Below are 13,128 nucleotides of genomic sequence, written 5' to 3'. Positions count from 1 at the left end.
GCTAACCCCGAAGATGCGGTTGCGCCATATCCCACGCCTTGCGCATCAGCCCCGGCAGGGCGTCGCGGTCGATCTGCCGCAGGGGAACCAGTTCCCCGCGCGTGGGATTGCCGGTCAGATCGCCCAGCAGCACGGTCAGATCCAGCGTGAAATGCGTGAACACATGGCGCACCGCCCCCAGATCGCGCCAATCCGCAGGGCCTGGCGGGGGCATGTCGCGCCCGTCCCACTGCGCCGACGGAAAGGCCAGCGTGCCGCCCAACAGCCCCTTTGGCGGGCGATGTTCCAACAGCAACGCATCGGCCTGTCGCGCCAGCCAGACGACCCCCTGGCGCGTGGGCTTGGCGGCCTTTGGGGTCTTGCGGGGCAGGTCGGGGGCGATCCCCTGGGCGCGGGCGTCGCACTGCGCCTGGACGGGACAGATGACGCAGGCGGGGTTGCGCGGGGTGCAGATGGTCGCGCCCAGGTCCATCATCGCCTGCGCGTAATCGCCCGGACGGGCCTGCGGGGTCAGCCCGTCGGCCAGCGCCACCAGTTCCGGTTTCGCGCGGGGCAGGGGGGTCTGGACCGCGAACAGCCGCGACACCACGCGTTCCACATTGCCGTCCACCACGGTTTCCACCCGGTTAAAGGCGATCGAGGCGATCGCCGCCGACGTGTAGGCCCCGATCCCCGGCAGGGCGGACAGCCCGTCCCGCGTGTCGGGAAACGCGCCCCGGTCCGCCACGGCACGGGCGCAGGCCAGCAGGTTGCGGGCGCGGGCGTAATATCCAAGGCCCGCCCATTCGGCCATCACCCGCGCATCATCGGCCGCCGCCAGGTCATGGACAGTGGGCCACAGCGCAGTGAACCGCAGAAAGTAGGCCTTGACTGCCGCGACGGTCGTCTGTTGCAGCATCACCTCGGACAGCCAGACGCGATAGGGGTCGGCGGGGGCGCCGCCGGGCGGTACGCGCCAGGGCAGGGTGCGGGCATGGCGGTCGTACCAGTCCAGCAGGTCGGGGGCGATCACCTTGCTTTCACGCAATTATGTAAGCCTTTGCAAAAGGGCGCGCTTTCATCCGGGGGGATGGCTGGCTAAGAATGGCCGGGTGATAGCAGCAAAGGCGCCCATGGCCCACCCGTCCGCCGCCCCAAAGACCCGGATCCGTCGTCGCAGCCGCGGCTTTCAGGCGGCGGCCACCCTGTTGGCCGATCGCGTCCAGAAGGCCGCCGAAGGGCGGGGATTCGCTGTCACCCGCCTGCTGACCAACTGGGCCGAGATTGCCGGCCCGCAACTGGCCCCCGTCACCCGCCCGGTCCGCATCAGCCATGCCCGCAACGGTCTGGGCTCTACGCTGACGCTGCTGACCACCGGGCCCATGGCGCCCATGGTCGAGATGCAGTTGCCGACGCTGCGTGACCGCGTCAACGCCTGCTATGGTTACAACGCGGTCAGCCGCATCACCCTGACCCAGACCGCCGCCACCGGCTTTGCCGAGGGGCAGGCGGCCTTTTCCCATGCGCCCCGCCCGGAGCGTGCGCCCGATCCCGCGATCGTGGCGCAGGCCCAGGGGGTGGGGCAGCAGTTCACCGATCCGACCCTTGCCCAGGCCATGGCGCAATTGGCGATGAACGTCGCCAGCCGCCGGACCTGAGCTGACATCCATGACCTGAAAGGACTTTCCATGTTTCTGCGATTTGCCGCCTCTGCCATCGCGATGACCCTGGCCGCGCCCGCCTTTGCGCAGGATGCCGCCGCCACCCCGGAAACCCTGCCCGACATCGCGCAGGGTGCCGAGGATGCGCCCCTGACGATCGTGGAATATGCCAGCTTTACCTGCGGGCATTGCGCGAATTTCCACAGCGACGTCTATCCGCAGCTCAAGGAGGAATACATCGACACCGGCAAGGTCCGCTTTGTGCAACGCGACGTCTATTTCGACCAGCCGGGCCTGTGGGCCGGTATCCTGGCGCGCTGCAGCGGCGACGAAAAGTTCTTTCCCGTGTCCGGCATGCTGTTCGATGAACAGCAGCAGTGGCTGGCCGGTGGGTCGGGCGACGAGATCGCAACGAACCTGCGCCGCATCGGCCTGAAGGCCGGAATGACCGAGGATCAGATGACCGCCTGTTGGGAAGATACCGCCAAGGTCGAACAGCTGATCGCGACGTTCCAGACGAACGCCACCGCCGACGAGGTCGAGGCGACCCCGACCTTTATCATCGGCGGCGAAAAGGTGTCGAACCAGGCCTGGGACAGCATGAAGGACATCATCGACGCCAAACTGGCCGAGGCTGACCCCGCCCAGTAAGCCAACGCGCTCAGGGCCCCGTGGATGGGTTCTGGGCGCGATTGATTTTTCCCATGTTTGGCCGCAAGATAGCGGCCGCGCGGAACGGACGCGCAGCACGGGAACAGTGAGTTATGATTCAGGAATTCAAGACATTTATCGCCCGCGGCAACGTCATCGACCTTGCCGTCGGCATCATTATTGGCGCGGCCTTTACAGGTATCGTCAATTCGCTTGTCGTCGATCTGATCAACCCGCTTTTGGGACTGATGACCGGTGGCATCGATTTCACTGACAAGTATATCGTCCTGTCCGGCACCGTCGCCGACGGAGCCAGCCTGGACGCCGCGCGCAGCTCTGGGGCGGCGATTTTTGCCTATGGCTCTTTCGCGATGGCGGTTTTGAACTTTCTGATCGTGGCATGGGCGGTGTTCATGCTGGTCAAGGGCGTGAACCGTCTGCAGCGCGCCGCGATCCGCAAGGAAGAGGCCGCAGAAACCCCCGCCGCAGGTCCGACCCAAGAGGAGCTGCTGGCGCAGATCCGCGACCTGTTGGCCGACCGCACCAGCATGGCCTGACCGTTACAGCCCCAGCAGCTTTGCCGGGGTGACGGCCTCCAGGCCCAGGGCCTCGCCCACCGGGGGCGAGGTCAGCTGGCCCTCGTGTACCGACAGGCCGGCGCGCAGATGCGCGTCGTCGGTCAGTGCCCGGTGCCAGCCCTTGTCCGCCAATGCCAGCAGATGCGGCATGGTCACGTTGCCAAGCGCCTGCGTGGACGTGCGCGCGACGGCCCCCGGCATGTTCGCCACGCAGTAATGCACGATCCCGTCCACGTCATAGATCGGGTCCTGATGCGTGGTCGCGCGGGAGGTTTCGAAACAGCCGCCCTGATCGATGGCCACATCCACCAGAACCGCGCCCTGCGGCATGGTCGACAGCTGGTCGCGGGTGATCAGCTTGGGCGCGGCGGCGCCGGGGATCAGAACCGCACCGATGACCATGTCGGCCGTGCGGATCGCATCGGCGGTGGCGGCGGCGCTGGCGAATTGCGTGGTCAGGCGGCCCATGAAGATGTCGTCCAGATAGGACAGGCGCGGCACCGACCGGTCCATGACCGTGACATTGGCGCCCATGCCAACGGCCACGCGGGCCGCCGCAGTGCCCACCACACCGCCGCCGATCACCACGACATTCGCGGGCCGCACACCGGGCACGCCGCCCATCAGCACGCCGCGCCCGCCATTGGCCTTTTGCAGCGCCCATGCGCCGACCTGCGGGGCCAGGCGGCCCGCGACCTCGGACATGGGGGCCAGCAGGGGCAGGCCGCCGCGCGCGTCGGTCACCGTCTCATAGGCGATCGCGGTCACGCCGCTGTCCAGCAGGTCGCGAGTCTGGTCCAGGTCGGGCGCCAGATGCAGATAGGTGAACAGGATCTGTCCACGGGCAAGCATCCTGCGTTCGGCAGGCTGGGGCTCCTTGACCTTGATGATCAACTCGGCCTCTCCAAAGATGGTGGCGGCATCGGGGGCGATGGTGGCGCCCGCATCGATGTAATCCTGGTCCGCGAACCCCGCGCCCAGTCCGGCACCGGCCTGGACCAGCACGTCATGGCCGCGCAGCACGGCCTCGGCTGCGGCGGCGGGGGACAGGCCGACGCGGAATTCCTGCGGCTTGATTTCGGTGGGGCATCCGATCTTCATTTTGTCTCCTCCCAGAGCGATGGTCCGATGATGCACCGTCCCGCCTGCAAGGTGCTGCGAAGCTGGCCCTGACCGGACCACGATGCGCGAAGATACCACTGGCATTTGCCACACGGTTCGAAGATTCTGCCAGCATGGCCGATCTTGACGCAACAGACCGACGAATCCTGTCCCTGCTTCAGAGCCAGGGGCGAATCAGCAATGCCGAACTGTCGCTGCGGGTGCATCTGTCGCCCTCGGCCTGCCACAGGCGCGTGCAGCGGCTGGAGGACGCGGGGGTCATTTCTGGGTATGTCGCATTGCTGGATGCGCGCGCCTTGCGCCGCCAGACCACAGTGTTCGTGGAGATCACGCTGTCGGGTCAGGCGGACGAGGTTCTGGACGCCTTTGAACGTGGCGTGCGCACCATTCCCGACGTGCTGGAATGTCACCTGATGGCCGGCACGGCCGACTATCTGCTGAAGATCGTGGTCGAGGATACGGACGATTTCGCCCGCATCCACCGTCAGCACCTGTCGCGCCTGCCAGGGGTCGCCCAGATGCATTCCAGCTTTGCCTTGCGCACGGTGTTCCGCACCACCGCGATTCCGGTCTGATCGCAGGCGGGGTCGGCGCGCCACTGCTGGTGATGACGACGATACTGGAGTTGACGACGCAACGGCGGCGATTCGCACCGAAACCGCCGACCGCACCCGGCCCGGATGTTGGACAAAAGAAAACCCCCGCGGCATGGCGCCGCGGGGGTTTTCAAATGACACAAGTTCGCGTCGTCTTACAGCGCGCCTTCGCGCTGTGCCTTTTTACGGGCCAGCTTGCGGGCACGGCGAACGGCCTCGGCCTTTTCACGGGCTTTTTTGACCGACGGCTTCTCGAAATGCTGCTTGAGCTTCATTTCGCGGAAGACACCTTCGCGCTGAAGTTTTTTCTTCAGAGCACGGAGCGCCTGTTCGACGTTGTTGTCGCGGACATTGACCTGCATGTGGTTGTCACCACCTTCCTAGGTTAGAGTTGATAGATTGCAGGAAGCGACCCCCTAACAGCGGCGGGCGCAATTGTCCAGACGAGGTATGCATGACCCACACAGACCGAGACGCGCTGCTGGATGCCGCACTGGTCCATGTCCCCTTCGAGGGGATGAACGAACGGGCGCTGGCCGCCGGTGCGCGCGATATCGGCATGGATGCGGCCCTGATCGCGGTGCATTTCCCGCAAGGTGGCGCCGGGCTGGCCGCCGCCTATCATCGCCGCGCCGATCGGGCGCTGCGCGAGGCACTGACCGCGACCCCGCCCGAAGGTCGGTTCCGCGACCGCGTGGCACAGGCCGTCTGGCGGCGGCTGGAACTGTCGGACCCCGAACTGGTGCGCGCCGGTGCGGCGACGCTGGCGCTGCCGCAGAATGCGGGGCTGGCCGCGCGGCTGGTCTGGGAGACCGCGGACGTGATCTGGACCGCCCTGGGTGACCGGTCGCAGGACGTGAACTGGTATTCGAAACGCGCGACGCTGACGGCGGTGATCTCGGCCACGGTGCTGTTCTGGCTGGGCGATGATTCGGACGGGGACGCCGACACCCGCGCGTTTATCGACCGCCGCATCGACGGCGTCATGTCGATCGAGACGGTCAAGGCCCGTCTGCGTGGCCTGCCCGGCGCATCCCGTCTGACCAGCGCGGCCCTTGGCTGGATCCGCGCGCCCCGTGACCGGGCGCTGCCCGGTAAGACCCGATAAGGACGCGCCCATGTTTCCCGACCAGATGACCGCCATAGAGATCGCCGCCCCCGGTGCCGCCGATCAGCTGCGCGCCACGACCCGGCCCGTGCCGGTGCCCTGTCACGACCAGATCCTGATCAAGGTCGCCTATGCGGGCGTGAACCGCCCCGACGTGCTGCAACGATCAGGCAGCTATGCCCCGCCGCCGGGCGCATCCGACCTGCCGGGCCTTGAGGCGTCGGGGGAAATCGTGGGCCTTGGCGCGGGTGTCACGCGCTGGAAAAAGGGCGAACAGGTCTGTGCCCTGCTGCCCGGCGGTGGATATGCGGAATACGCCGTCTGCCACGCCGACCACGCGCTGCGCATCCCCAAGGGCCTGTCCCTGCGCGAGGGGGCGTGCCTGCCTGAAACCGCGTTCACCGTCTGGTCGAACGTCGTCCAACGGGGCGGGCTGACCGGGGGCGACCGCTTTCTGGTGCATGGCGGCACGTCCGGCATCGGTATGATGGCCATCCAGATTGCCCGCGCGCTTGGGGCCCGGGTCTTTGCCACCGCCGGCAGCGACGACAAATGCGCGGCGATCACGGCACTTGGCGCCACCGCCATCAACTATCGCAACCAGGATTTCACCAAGGTGCTGGCGGATGCGGGCGGCGCGGACCTGATTCTGGACATGGTCGGGGGCAGCTATATTCCCCGCAACATCAAGTCGCTGGCCCAGGACGGGCGGTTGGTGATGATCGCGTTTCTGGAGGGCCCCAAGGTCGAGCTGAACTTTGCCCAGGTCATGGTGAACCGCCTGACCATCACCGGGTCGACCCTGCGCCCGCAATCCGACGTCGCCAAGGCCGAGATCGCCGACCAGATCCGCAAGCAGCTGTGGCCGATGATCGCTGCCGGGTCTGTCGCCGTGACCATCGACAGCGAGTTCGCGATGGCTGACGCGGCGGACGCGCATCGCCGGATGGAGAGCAGCGGCCATATCGGCAAGATCGTCCTGAAGGTCGCGGGCTAGCGCACGGCCTCGATCAGCAGGCGGGGCGCGTCGCAGTCGCGGCGCGCGTCAGCGGCGCAGGTGCGCGGTTCCAGGTCGCGGGTCAGACAGATCCGCACCTCGGTCAGCGCACCGTCGCGACACATCACGGTGACGCCGTCGGGGTCCAGGCCGGGGTTGACCTCCAGGAACGCCTCCTCGATCACCGCGGGCGGGGCCGCGACCTCACGGGATAGGTCGTCCAGAACCGGCGGGATCACGATGTCCCGCGCCGCCTGTCGCGTGGCATCGTAATAGTCTGCGGCCGACAGCCCGCTGCACCGGCCATGTTTCTGCCACTGATACCACGCCAGGCCGCCCGACCCCATCACATCAGCCATCGCGGCACTGTCGCGGCGCGATGGGTCGCGTTCGCGGGTGGCGCAATCCTGCGGCCAGCCGCGGTCGTATTGCGGCCACAGCCCGTGAACGGTGAAATCGCGCCCCGTGCCGTCGCGGCATTCGGGCGCGTCGCGGTCATCGCCCGTCGTGCTGCACCATGTCGGCTGCCAGGACAGCGCCAGCACATAGTAATCGAACCGCCCCGCGACGTCCTGGGCGGCAAGGGACAGTGGGCTCAGCAAGACCGCAAGGGTCGGGAACAGGATGCGCATCCCGCGACAATAGCGTCGTTCGCGCCGGCATGCACCGGCAATCGTGCGAATCCTCTTTTCCCCGACACCTGAAATCGGTATACGACCTGCCAATTCCCCCCGAAAACGAGGAATGGCGCAAGCCGAAGCCGTTTTTCCGGCCCTCGCCCCTATGTTCGGGACCAAGAGACACGCGAAGGAGACTGACATGAGCAAGCCGCTGATGGCCAAGGCCACCGCCGTCTGGCTGGTCGACAATACGACGCTCAGCTTCAAGCAGATCGGCGATTTCTGCGGTCTGCACGAGCTTGAGGTTCAGGGCATCGCCGATGGCGACGTGGCTGCGGGCGTCAAGGGCTATGACCCCGTCGCCTCGAACCAGCTGGACCCCGAGGAGATCAAGCGCGCCGAGGGCAGCCCGATCTATCGGATGCGCCTGAAGCACAACCCTGCCGCCGATGGCGAGGAAAAGCGTCGTGGGCCGCGCTATACGCCGCTGTCCAAGCGTCAGGACCGTCCTGCCGCGATCCTGTGGCTGGTCAAGTTCCACCCGGAACTGGCCGATGCCCAGATCGCCAAGCTGGTCGGCACGACCAAGCCCACGATCGCGTCGATCCGTGAACGGACGCACTGGAACAGCCAGAACATCCAGCCGATCGACCCGGTCGCCCTGGGCCTGTGCCGCCAGACCGAACTGGACGCCGCCGTCCAGAAGGCCGCCAAGAAAAAGGCCGCCGAAGGTGGCGTGATGACTGACGACGAACGTCGCAAGCTGGTCAGCACCGAGACCTCGCTGGCGATGTCCGAGGAGCCGCGTCTGCCCAGCTCGATCGCCGGACTGGAGAATTTCAGCCTGTCGCGCGACGAGGATAAGCCGCAGCGTGAGCTGGACAAGGACACGTTCTTCAACCTGCCCGACAATGACAACGAAGACGACGACGAGGATGACAACGGCCCGTCGCGCCGCTGATCCGCACTGTTGATCATGGAAAAGGCCGGGCAATTGCCCGGCCTTTTCCGTTGGGGTGGGTCCGCTGCCACCTGTCGGTCAGACAGCCGCCACAAGCAGTGTGACCGGCGCCTGAATGACAAAGGCCGCGACGGGTTTCCCCGACGCGGCCAGATGGATTGTCGTCACTGCGATCAGGCGCGACCGCGAACGGCGCGGACGATGGCGATCAAGATGCACGCACCTACAAATCCGGCCAGCAGGTAGGCAAAGCTGAAGCTGGCACCTGCGGCATAGAGGCCAAGGATCGACCCAAAGATGAAGTTGAACAGCACCGCACCCACGATGCCTAGAATGATGTTCATCATGAGGCCCATATTGGACTTCATGAATTTCTCGGCAAGCCAACCGGCGATGCCCCCAACGATGATAGCTGCAAGCCAGCCCATGCCATTCTCCTTAGTTGCCCTGGCCGACCCGGTCGGTCGGCGCGTTCTGTGAGGGCAACGTGGCCTATGGCCGCGGGTTCCAACCGGTCGTGGAAAATATCAGACCGAGAGGCAGATGTACTTCATCTCCAGATAGTCCTCCAGCCCGTGATGGCTGCCTTCGCGCCCAAGGCCTGACTGCTTGATGCCGCCAAAGGGCGCCACCTCGGTGGAGATGATGCCGGTGTTCACCCCGACGATGCCGTATTCCAACGATTCCTGAACGCGGGTGACGCGACCGATGTCACGGGCGTAAAAATAGGCAGCCAGGCCAAAGATCGTGTCATTGGCCGCCGCCACGGCCTGATCCTCGGTATCGAAACGGAACAGCGGTGCCAGTGGGCCGAACGTCTCTTGGGTTGCAACCTTCATGTCGCGGGTGACGCCGGTGACAATGGTCGGTTCAAAGAACAGGCCGTCCTTGCGCTGACCGCCGGTCAGGATCTGGCCGCCGCCTTCCGTGATGTCACGGATATGCTCCTCGACCTTGTCGATGGCCTTCTGGTTGATCAGCGGGCCGGTGGTGGTACCCTCGGTCAGGCCGTCGCCAATGCGCAGCTTTTCCACGGCCGCCTTCAGTTTGTCGGCGAAGGCGTCATAGACGCCGGACTGGACATAGATGCGGTTGGCACAGACGCAGGTCTGGCCGTTGTTGCGGAACTTGGACGCCATCGCGCCCTCGACCGCGGCATCCAGATCGGCGTCGTCAAAGACGATGAAGGGCGCGTTGCCGCCCAGCTCCATGCTGCATTTCATCACCTGGTCGGCAGCCTGGCGCAACAGCACGCGACCGATCTCGGTCGAGCCGGTAAAGGTCAGCTTGCGCACCAGATGGTTCTCGCAGAACTCCTTGCCGATGTCGCTGGCGCGTGACGACGGGATGATCGACAGGATGCCCTTGGGCAGGCCCGCGCGTTCGCCCAGCACCGCCATGGCCAGCGCCGACAGCGGCGTCTCCGAGGCCGGCCGTGCGACGAAACCGCAACCCACGGCCAGCGCAGGCCCCGCCTTGCGCGCGATCATCGCGTTGGGAAAGTTCCAGGGCGTGATCGACCCCACCACCCCGATGGGCTGGCGGATGACGCTGATGCGCTTGTCGGGCTGATGGCCGGGGATCGTCTCGCCATAGACGCGTTTCGCCTCTTCTCCGAACCATTCGATAAAGCTGGCGCCATAGGCGATCTCGCCCTTGGCCTCGGCCAGGGGCTTGCCCTGTTCGGCGGTCAGGATGGTGCCCAGATCGTCCTGGTTGGCCATCATCAGGTCGAACCATTTGCGCATCACCTGCGCGCGGTCCTTGGCGGTGCGGGCGGTCCACGCCTTCATCGCCGCGGCGGCTGCGTCGATGGCGCGGGCGGTTTCCGCACGGCCCAGATCGGCCACATGGGCGATGACGTCGCCGCGGGCGGGGTTCGTGACCTCGAACGTGGCGCCGTCATCGGCATCCACCCATTCGCCCGCAACAAACGCACGGGTTTCCAGCAGCGACGGGTCGCGAAGGAGGGTCTTCAGATCGGTCGTTTTGGTCATGGCGTCCTCGGGGTGCATTTCGGTTAGGGCATCTGAACATGCCCGGTACGGCGAAGTCAAAGCCAGTGGATGATAGCTCGATGCCGCAACATGACGGAAACGTGAAGGCGCATAGGCAACCCGCGACGGTCTGCCGCGTTCCGACAGCAATCGCTAAGCTGTCCCTCTTGGCGATCTCTCTGGGGCGGTGCGCTGGTCGCGCCGCCCTTTGTTTTACGCGAACCGCTGCTGCCATGTCGGTTGCAGATCGCCGGAGCGGGACGCAGCCTTGTGCACGCCATGCGCCACCGCGCGGGCCAGCGCGCAGGCCGCCGCGTGACCCAATGCAAACGCATCGACGACAGGATCCGACAAAGGCCATGCACCGGTCGAGACCGCAAAGATCAGATCGCCGTCCAGCGGCGTGTGGCTGGGCACCAGCGCACGGGCCAGCCCGTCATGCGCGGCAATCGCCATGCGCTGCAGCCCGGCCTTGTCCAGCGCCGCGTCGGTGGCGACGATGGCGATGGTCGTGGCCTCGCCAAGGCGCTTGGCCGGGGCAGGTTCATGGGCCGCGGGAAATCGCGCGGGCAGGCCCAGACCGCCGAATTCGCCCTCCAGCTCCCACGGGGCGGCCCAGAAATGGCGGCTGTCGCCCACGGTCGCCTGCCCAAGCGCGTTCACGACGACCAGCGCGCCGACCGTGGCCCCGCCCACCAGCACCGCTGATGCCGACCCCACCCCACCCTTGAGCGTGCCGGTCAGCGCCCCGGTGCCTGCGCCCACGGACCCCATCGCGCAATCCACCCCCGCCGCAGTCCAGGCCGCCGTGCCAAGCACGGGATAGGGATTGCCGTCCCAACCCTTGTCGCCGCCGTTCAGCAGGTCAAAGACGATCGCCCCGGGCACGATCGGCACCCGCGCCGGACCCACGGCAAAGCCGCGCCCCGCCTTGTGCAGCGCCGCCATCACCCCGTCACAGGCGGCCAGGCCAAAGGCCGATCCCCCCGCCAGCACCAGCGCATCCACACCGCCCACCATCTTGTCGGGCGCCAGCAGATCGGTGTCCCGTGTGCCGGGTGCCCCGCCCATCACATGCACGCTGGCCGCAAAGGGCGCATCGGCGGTCAGCACGGTGACCCCCGACCGCAGGACGTCGTCCTGGGCATGGCCCACGCGCAACCCGACGACGTCGGTGATCCGGTTGCGCGGGCCGGGGATCATGCCTGCGCCTTCAGGCCCGCGTCGCGGGTCTGGGTCAGGGTCGCGCCGGGGGTCAGCGCCTCGGGGTCGAGGCGCAGTTCGATCACGGACAGGCGGCCGGACAGTCGCGCGCGTTCAAAGGCGGGTGCGAAATCCTCGTCGCGTTCGACCAGCTCTCCGTGGCCGCCATAGGCGCGGGCCAGATCGGGCAGGTCGGGGTTGAACAGGTCGGTGCCGGACACGCGGCCGGGATAGTGACGCTCCTGGTGCATGCGGATCGTGCCATAGCGGCCGTTATTGGCCACGATGACGATGGGCGTCGCGCCGTACTGGGCGGCGGTCGACAGTTCGTTCACGGTCATCTGCAAACAGCCGTCGCCCGCCAGACAGACGACGGTCCGGTCGGGATGCGCCAGGCTGGCGGCGATGGCCGCGGGCAACCCATAGCCCATCGACCCCGATGTCGGCGCCAGCTGCGTGCCGTAGCAACGCCAGCGGAAATAGCGATGCAGAAAGCTGGCATAGTTTCCCGCGCCATTGGTGACGATCGCGTTCGCGGGCAGGATGTCCGCCAGCCAGCCCACCACCTGTTCCAGCCGCAGCGCGCCGGGCGTGGGGCGCGGCGTCTGCCAGTCGTCATAGGACGCGCGCAGCCGGGTCCGCCAGTCAGACCAGCGCGTCCCGGGGGCGGGCAGGTCGGCCAGCGCGGCCACCACCCGGCGTGGATCCGCGACCAGCCCCGGATCTGCCCGCCACAGCGCGCCCAGCTGGTCGGGGTCGGGGTGGACCATGACCACGCGGGCATGGGGGCGCACCGGGTCCATCGCGCTGTATCCCCCGGTCAGCGTGTCCCCCAACCGCGACCCAAGCGACAGGATCACGTCCGCCTCGCGCAGCGCCGTGGCCATCGCCGGGTTCATCCCCACGCCCAGGTCGCCCACATAATGGGGCAGGCGGTTGTCCATGCGGTCCTGGCGGCGAAAGGGCACGGCCACGGGCAGATCCCAGGCCGCGGCAAAGCGGGCCAGATCGTGGGCCGCGTCCTGCGACCACTGGCTGCCGCCCGCGATGACCAGCGGGCGTTTCGCGGTCGCCAGCGCATCGGCCACGGCCTGCACCGATTGCGGTGCGACATGGGACAGCGGGGTGGCGGCGGCGGGCAGGTCGGGAATGTCGGCATGGCCGGACAGCATGTCCTCTGGCAGGGCCAGCACCACGGGGCCAGGGCGGCCCGACATCGCCACATGGAACGCGCGGGCCACGTATTCGGCGATGCGATCGGTCGTGTCGATCTGGGCCACCCATTTCGCCAGCGGGGCGAACATGGCGCGGTAATCGACCTCCTGAAACGCCTCGCGGTCGTGGTCGCCACGGGCGATCTGGCCCACGAACAGGATCATGGGCGTGCTGTCCTGACGTGCAACGTGCACGCCCGCGCTGGCGTTTGTGGCCCCCGGTCCGCGGGTGACAAAGGCGACGCCGGGCCTGCCGGTCAGCTTGCCCGTGGCCTCGGCCATCATGGCCGCGCCGCCTTCGTGGCGGCAGACGATGTTGCGGATGCCGCTGTCGACCAGCCCGTCCAGCGCCGCCAGAAAGCTTTCCCCCGGAACCGAGAACACCCGCGTCACGCCATTCGCGCGCAATGCCTGCACCAAGATCTGACCGCCATGCCGCAT

The 13,128-nt window shown here is 67.0% G+C and carries 15 protein-coding genes; 7 read left to right on the top strand and 8 right to left on the bottom strand.

Translation table 11 applies throughout. From position 1 onward, the window contains the following. Position 1: 1 nt before the first annotated feature. Positions 2–1,027: an A/G-specific adenine glycosylase gene (gene mutY, locus ACJJVR_RS07200; protein WP_405403376.1), complete on the bottom strand. Its 1,026-nt coding sequence runs from the start codon at positions 1,025–1,027 to the stop codon at positions 2–4. 85 nt (positions 1,028–1,112) lie between these two features. On the opposite strand from mutY, the gene ACJJVR_RS07195 reads away from it, so the two are divergent. The 3 genes from ACJJVR_RS07195 to mscL all read left to right on the top strand — a co-directional run bounded on the left by ACJJVR_RS07195 (position 1,113) and on the right by mscL (position 2,848). After that, the gene (locus tag ACJJVR_RS07195; protein ID WP_405403375.1) at positions 1,113–1,637 is read left to right on the top strand and encodes a DUF721 domain-containing protein; all 525 of its coding nucleotides are present in this window, start codon (positions 1,113–1,115) and stop codon (positions 1,635–1,637) included. A gap of 30 nt (positions 1,638–1,667) precedes the next feature. After that, positions 1,668–2,291, top strand: a complete 624-nt coding sequence (locus tag ACJJVR_RS07190; protein WP_405403373.1) for a DsbA family protein — start codon at positions 1,668–1,670, stop codon at positions 2,289–2,291. A gap of 113 nt (positions 2,292–2,404) precedes the next feature. Next, positions 2,405–2,848 (top strand): large conductance mechanosensitive channel protein MscL, encoded by a 444-nt coding sequence (gene mscL / locus ACJJVR_RS07185; protein WP_405403372.1) that lies wholly within the window; start codon positions 2,405–2,407, stop codon positions 2,846–2,848. A 3-nt stretch (positions 2,849–2,851) separates the two neighbouring features. Here mscL and ald read toward each other — a convergent pair whose 3' ends face one another. Then, positions 2,852–3,970 carry an alanine dehydrogenase gene (gene ald / locus ACJJVR_RS07180; protein WP_405403371.1) on the bottom strand — a complete coding sequence of 373 codons (1,119 nt, stop codon included), beginning with the start codon at positions 3,968–3,970 and terminating at the stop codon, positions 2,852–2,854. 134 nt (positions 3,971–4,104) lie between these two features. Here ald and ACJJVR_RS07175 point away from each other — a divergent pair, with 134 nt between their 5' ends. After that, positions 4,105–4,566 carry an Lrp/AsnC family transcriptional regulator gene (locus ACJJVR_RS07175; RefSeq protein WP_405403369.1) on the top strand — a complete coding sequence of 154 codons (462 nt, stop codon included), beginning with the start codon at positions 4,105–4,107 and terminating at the stop codon, positions 4,564–4,566. Positions 4,567–4,742: 176 nt separating this feature from the next. Here the strand turns inward: ACJJVR_RS07175 and rpsU are convergent, their stop codons facing one another. After that, positions 4,743–4,949, bottom strand: coding sequence for a 30S ribosomal protein S21 (gene rpsU / locus ACJJVR_RS07170; RefSeq protein ID WP_081994671.1), 207 nt, complete (start codon positions 4,947–4,949; stop codon positions 4,743–4,745). A gap of 92 nt (positions 4,950–5,041) precedes the next feature. Between rpsU and ACJJVR_RS07165 the strand changes: the two genes are divergently transcribed. Further along, the gene (locus tag ACJJVR_RS07165; protein WP_405403367.1) at positions 5,042–5,695 is read left to right on the top strand and encodes a COQ9 family protein; all 654 of its coding nucleotides are present in this window, start codon (positions 5,042–5,044) and stop codon (positions 5,693–5,695) included. Positions 5,696–5,705: 10 nt separating this feature from the next. Further along, positions 5,706–6,692, top strand: a complete 987-nt coding sequence (locus ACJJVR_RS07160; RefSeq protein ID WP_405403366.1) for an NAD(P)H-quinone oxidoreductase — start codon at positions 5,706–5,708, stop codon at positions 6,690–6,692. Here the strand turns inward: ACJJVR_RS07160 and ACJJVR_RS07155 are convergent. After that, positions 6,689–7,324, bottom strand: coding sequence for a ribonuclease T2 family protein (locus ACJJVR_RS07155; protein ID WP_405403365.1), 636 nt, complete (start codon positions 7,322–7,324; stop codon positions 6,689–6,691). The genes ACJJVR_RS07160 and ACJJVR_RS07155 overlap by 4 nt on opposite strands. A gap of 187 nt (positions 7,325–7,511) precedes the next feature. Between ACJJVR_RS07155 and ACJJVR_RS07150 the strand changes: the two genes are divergently transcribed. Continuing rightward, positions 7,512–8,273, top strand: a complete 762-nt coding sequence (locus ACJJVR_RS07150) for a DUF1013 domain-containing protein (protein ID WP_405403363.1) — start codon at positions 7,512–7,514, stop codon at positions 8,271–8,273. Positions 8,274–8,446: 173 nt separating this feature from the next. Here ACJJVR_RS07150 and ACJJVR_RS07145 read toward each other — a convergent pair whose 3' ends face one another. From ACJJVR_RS07145 to ACJJVR_RS07130, 4 genes are all read right to left on the bottom strand, one after another. After that, entirely contained in the window at positions 8,447–8,701 is a 255-nt protein-coding gene (locus tag ACJJVR_RS07145; protein ID WP_405403361.1) for a GlsB/YeaQ/YmgE family stress response membrane protein, read from the bottom strand. A 99-nt stretch (positions 8,702–8,800) separates the two neighbouring features. Continuing rightward, positions 8,801–10,270 carry an NAD-dependent succinate-semialdehyde dehydrogenase gene (locus ACJJVR_RS07140; RefSeq protein WP_405403360.1) on the bottom strand — a complete coding sequence of 490 codons (1,470 nt, stop codon included), beginning with the start codon at positions 10,268–10,270 and terminating at the stop codon, positions 8,801–8,803. A 213-nt stretch (positions 10,271–10,483) separates the two neighbouring features. Then, positions 10,484–11,473 (bottom strand): P1 family peptidase, encoded by a 990-nt coding sequence (locus ACJJVR_RS07135; RefSeq protein WP_405403358.1) that lies wholly within the window; start codon positions 11,471–11,473, stop codon positions 10,484–10,486. Then, a complete protein-coding gene (locus ACJJVR_RS07130) occupies positions 11,470–13,128 on the bottom strand; it encodes a thiamine pyrophosphate-binding protein (RefSeq protein WP_405403356.1) in 1,659 nt (552 codons plus the stop codon). Before ACJJVR_RS07130 ends, ACJJVR_RS07135 begins: the two co-directional genes overlap by 4 nt.

The organism is Paracoccus sp. Ld10, from assembly GCF_045064235.1.
Taxonomy (GTDB): Bacteria; Pseudomonadota; Alphaproteobacteria; order Rhodobacterales; family Rhodobacteraceae; genus Paracoccus.
The sequence above is the reverse complement of the archived record's forward strand: the minus strand, read 5'-3'. Positions and strand labels throughout refer to the sequence as shown.

What these genes read in the sequence shown, in the direction of transcription:
- ACJJVR_RS07175 (WP_405403369.1), top strand. Translation starts at nt 4,105, where the DNA reads ATGGCCGATCTTGACGCAACAGACCGACGAATCCTGTCCCTGCTTCAG.
- ACJJVR_RS07140 (WP_405403360.1), bottom strand. Translation starts at nt 10,270, where the DNA reads ATGACCAAAACGACCGATCTGAAGACCCTCCTTCGCGACCCGTCGCTG.
- ACJJVR_RS07150 (WP_405403363.1), top strand. Translation starts at nt 7,512, where the DNA reads ATGAGCAAGCCGCTGATGGCCAAGGCCACCGCCGTCTGGCTGGTCGAC.
- ACJJVR_RS07195 (WP_405403375.1), top strand. Translation starts at nt 1,113, where the DNA reads ATGGCCCACCCGTCCGCCGCCCCAAAGACCCGGATCCGTCGTCGCAGC.
- ACJJVR_RS07155 (WP_405403365.1), bottom strand. Translation starts at nt 7,324, where the DNA reads ATGCGCATCCTGTTCCCGACCCTTGCGGTCTTGCTGAGCCCACTGTCC.
- ACJJVR_RS07160 (WP_405403366.1), top strand. Translation starts at nt 5,706, where the DNA reads ATGTTTCCCGACCAGATGACCGCCATAGAGATCGCCGCCCCCGGTGCC.
- mscL (WP_405403372.1), top strand. Translation starts at nt 2,405, where the DNA reads ATGATTCAGGAATTCAAGACATTTATCGCCCGCGGCAACGTCATCGAC.
- ACJJVR_RS07145 (WP_405403361.1), bottom strand. Translation starts at nt 8,701, where the DNA reads ATGGGCTGGCTTGCAGCTATCATCGTTGGGGGCATCGCCGGTTGGCTT.
- ACJJVR_RS07165 (WP_405403367.1), top strand. Translation starts at nt 5,042, where the DNA reads ATGACCCACACAGACCGAGACGCGCTGCTGGATGCCGCACTGGTCCAT.
- rpsU (WP_081994671.1), bottom strand. Translation starts at nt 4,949, where the DNA reads ATGCAGGTCAATGTCCGCGACAACAACGTCGAACAGGCGCTCCGTGCT.
- ACJJVR_RS07135 (WP_405403358.1), bottom strand. Translation starts at nt 11,473, where the DNA reads ATGATCCCCGGCCCGCGCAACCGGATCACCGACGTCGTCGGGTTGCGC.
- ACJJVR_RS07130 (WP_405403356.1), bottom strand. Translation starts at nt 13,128, where the DNA reads ATGCGGCATGGCGGTCAGATCTTGGTGCAGGCATTGCGCGCGAATGGC.
- ald (WP_405403371.1), bottom strand. Translation starts at nt 3,970, where the DNA reads ATGAAGATCGGATGCCCCACCGAAATCAAGCCGCAGGAATTCCGCGTC.
- ACJJVR_RS07190 (WP_405403373.1), top strand. Translation starts at nt 1,668, where the DNA reads ATGTTTCTGCGATTTGCCGCCTCTGCCATCGCGATGACCCTGGCCGCG.